The organism is Streptomyces sp. NPDC086519 (genome assembly GCF_040686075.1).
GTDB classification, from domain to species: Bacteria; Actinomycetota; Actinomycetes; order Streptomycetales; family Streptomycetaceae; genus Streptomyces; species Streptomyces shenzhenensis.
This window is the reverse complement of record NZ_JBFBJL010000154.1, coordinates 1-3137: the sequence shown is the minus strand read 5'-3', so window position 1 is coordinate 3137 and position 3137 is coordinate 1. Positions and strand designations below refer to the sequence as shown.

3 protein-coding genes are annotated in these 3137 nt (G+C 69.0%); 1 reads left to right on the top strand and 2 read right to left on the bottom strand.

Features of this window, described 5'->3' with window-relative positions; genetic code table 11:
• Both AB0P24_RS47710 and AB0P24_RS47705 read right to left on the bottom strand, forming a co-directional pair.
• Positions 1–811 (bottom strand): DUF475 domain-containing protein (locus AB0P24_RS47710; protein ID WP_365805737.1); only part of this gene is annotated, 811 nt, incomplete at its 3' end.
• A gap of 64 nt (positions 812–875) precedes the next feature.
• Positions 876–1073 carry a hypothetical protein gene (locus tag AB0P24_RS47705; RefSeq protein ID WP_365805735.1) on the bottom strand — a complete coding sequence of 66 codons (198 nt, stop codon included), beginning with the start codon at positions 1071–1073 and terminating at the stop codon, positions 876–878.
• A gap of 612 nt (positions 1074–1685) precedes the next feature.
• On the opposite strand from AB0P24_RS47705, the gene AB0P24_RS47700 reads away from it, so the two are divergent.
• Complete coding sequence (locus AB0P24_RS47700) at positions 1686–3053, top strand: MFS transporter (RefSeq protein WP_365805733.1); 1368 nt, start codon at positions 1686–1688, stop codon at positions 3051–3053.
• Positions 3054–3137: the final 84 nt, after the last annotated feature.

Sequence of the window (3137 nt, the reverse complement as noted above, 5' to 3'; positions counted from 1 at the left end):
CGATGTCGTTGGTGATGGCGAACGCGCCGATCACGCCGTCGAAGGAGAAGGACGCGTCCAGGACCTCCAGGTAGAGGAACATGAAGAACGCGGCCCTGCCGGCCAGCAGAACTGCTGAGCGTCCGGCCTGCTGCTGCCTCTCCTCGTCCTCCTCCAGCTGGTTCTCGAAGTAGCCCGACAGACCGCCCACGACCAGATACGTGATCAGGCCGGCGATGCCGGAGACCACCACCGTCTGCGCTTTGTCAGCGTGCGCGCCGCCGTGCTGACGGGCGTGGGTGGCGAAGGTGAAGTAAGTGATCAGCAGGACGGTCAGGGCGATACAGACCGACAGCATGTCGACCTTGCCCAGCCTGGCCAGCGGGCGCTCGATCCAGCCCAGCCACTGGACGTCCCGGTCCTCGAAGACGAAGTCGAGGAAGATCATCAGCAGGAACATGCCACCGAAGGCGGCGATCGCCGGGTGGGCGTCGGTGACCAGCTGCTCGTAGCGGTCTTTGTCGGTCAACGCCAGGTTCACCGCGTCGTACGGATTGAGCTTGGCCGTGATGGCGACGATCGCGACCGGAAAGGCGAGCCGCATGCCGAACACGGCGATCAGGACGCCCACGGTGAGGAAGATCCCCTGCCAGAAGGCGTTCATCTTCTTCAGGATCCCGGCGTTGACGACAGCGTTGTCGAACGACAGGGATATCTCCAGGACGGCCAGGATCGCCACGATCCCGAGGGCGGTCCAGCCGTCGTACAGCACACCGACCGCCAAGCCGACCGCAGTGACCGCGAACGCCCAGCGAAAGGTCTTCAACAGCACGGCTGCGCTCTCCTGTCGTCCCGCGGTCGTCAACGGATCACCCTCACACCGCTGTGTATCACGATCAGTTGTCCCCGGGGTGTCCCGGCGAGTACCTCGCCGCGATCCACCGGTGCACGACGGTCACGGACAGCCTTCCGTCGGCGGCGATGACGTGCTCGGGTACGCCGGTCAGGCAGGCGGCCAGCGCGGCCTTGCGCAGGCCGGCGTTGCGAGCCGGCAGGACGGTCAGGTCACTCTTCGGCTTCGCGGATACCGACACGCTTCGTATCCACTCCACTCCATGCGCGACCTGCGCAACCCACGACCAAGATCCGGACCATACGCGGGCCGAAGTTCGCTAACTCCCCCCGCGCGCCACGCATTCGCACTGGTCAGGGGCGCACAAGCGCTGTACCACCAGCAGACGAAGAACCTGCTGGGTACTCCATTCAGCTGGCGGAGCATAACCGCTCGCCGCGCGACGGCCACTCTCGCGCCGACCCGCATCACGACACTCGCCGGGGCAAGGCACCCGCTTCCAACACCGGGCTTCGCGTGAACCGCGGCCCGGGAGCTGCGCGCCCCGCAGTCCAACCCGCCGCCGCGACACCCGATCTGTGTCCCCTGCCGGCCTTCTACGCTGCGTAGTCAGCACCAAGTCAGCACGGGAGTCAGCACGACATCTCCAAATCACGCCCGAACAGCGCAACTAGGACAGCGCCCCTCGCGCCCTCATTGAGGCCATCATGGAGGCCCGACGCCGCCTCCATGGTCGACGAACGCACTCCTGCAGCCAGAAGTATGGTGTCCCACCACATACGCCTCTGACCTGCGCCTTCCTACGGTGTGGCGACACGCAAACGTCCCCGTCGAACGCCAGGAAGTGGTGCCGATGTCGTCGCCCACAAGCGCTCCACCAGCCCCGCACAGCCTTCCCCGCATCGTCGCCGCAAGTCTCGTCGGCACCACGATCGAGTGGTACGACTTCTTCCTCTACGGCTCCGCGGCCGCCCTCGTCTTCAACAAGCTGTTCTTCCCGGACTCCGATCCGCTCGTCGGCACGCTGCTGGCGTTCCTCACGTACGCCGTCGGGTTCGCCGCCCGGCCGCTCGGGGCTCTGGTGTTCGGGCACTACGGGGACCGGCTCGGGCGCAAGCGGCTGCTCGTGCTGAGTCTGCTGCTGATGGGCGGGGCCACTTTCGCGATCGGGCTGCTGCCCACGCATGCGACGGTCGGCGGCGCGGCACCGGTGCTGCTGACTCTCCTGCGGCTCGTCCAGGGGTTCGCGCTGGGCGGTGAGTGGGGCGGAGCCGTCCTGCTCGTCTCCGAGCACGGGGACGCGCGCCGGCGCGGCTTCTGGGCGTCGTGGCCGCAGACCGGAGCCCCGGCCGGCCAGCTGCTGGCGACCGGGGTGCTGTCGCTGCTCACCGCCGTCCTGTCGGACGACGCCTTCGCGAGCTGGGGCTGGCGGATCCCGTTCCTGCTCTCCGGTGTGCTGGTCGTCGTCGGTCTGTGGATCCGGCTCTCCGTCGACGAATCGCCCGTGTTCCGTGAGGCGTTGGCACGGTCCGAGGCCCGGCGCGGTGCCGGGACGGCCGAACCGCCGCCGCTGGTCTCGGTGTTGCGGCACCACTGGCGTGACGTACTGATCGCGATGGGCGCGCGCATGGCGGAGAACATCAGCTATTACGTCATCACGGCCTTCGTCCTCGTCTACGCCACCACCTCCGCCGGGGTCTCCAAGCAGACCGCCCTGAACGCCGTACTCATCGGCTCCGCCGTGCACTTCGCCGTGATCCCGGCGTGGGGCGCGCTGTCGGACCGGGTCGGGCGGCGGCCCGTCTACCTGCTGGGCGCGGCCGGGATCGGGCTGTGGATATTCCCGTTCTTCGCCCTCGCCGACACCGGCCGATTCGGGTATCTGGTGCTGGCGGTCACCGTCGGCCTGGTGCTGCACGGCGCCATGTACGCGCCTCAGGCCGCCTTCTTCGCCGAGATGTTCGCGACCCGGATGCGCTACTCCGGCGCTTCCGTCGGCGCCCAGTTCGCCTCCGTCGCGGCTGGTGCGCCCGCCCCGCTCATCGCCACCGCCCTGCTGTCCGACTACGGCAGCTCGACCCCGATCGCCCTCTACGTGATCGCGGCGTCCCTGCTCACGCTGGTCGCGGTGGGCGTGGCGAAGGAGACCCGGCGGCGCGACCTGGCCGACGACGGCCCCGCGACCGTCTCGCCGCGCACCGACGACGTGCCCGCCCGCTGAGCCCGTGCCGCCGGTCCCCCGGGATCAGCGGCGCGGGGGGGGGGGCCCCCCACCCGGGGGGGCCACGCGCCCGATGGTGGTGCG

What these genes read in the sequence shown, in the direction of transcription:
- AB0P24_RS47700 (WP_365805733.1), top strand. Translation starts at nt 1,686, where the DNA reads ATGTCGTCGCCCACAAGCGCTCCACCAGCCCCGCACAGCCTTCCCCGC.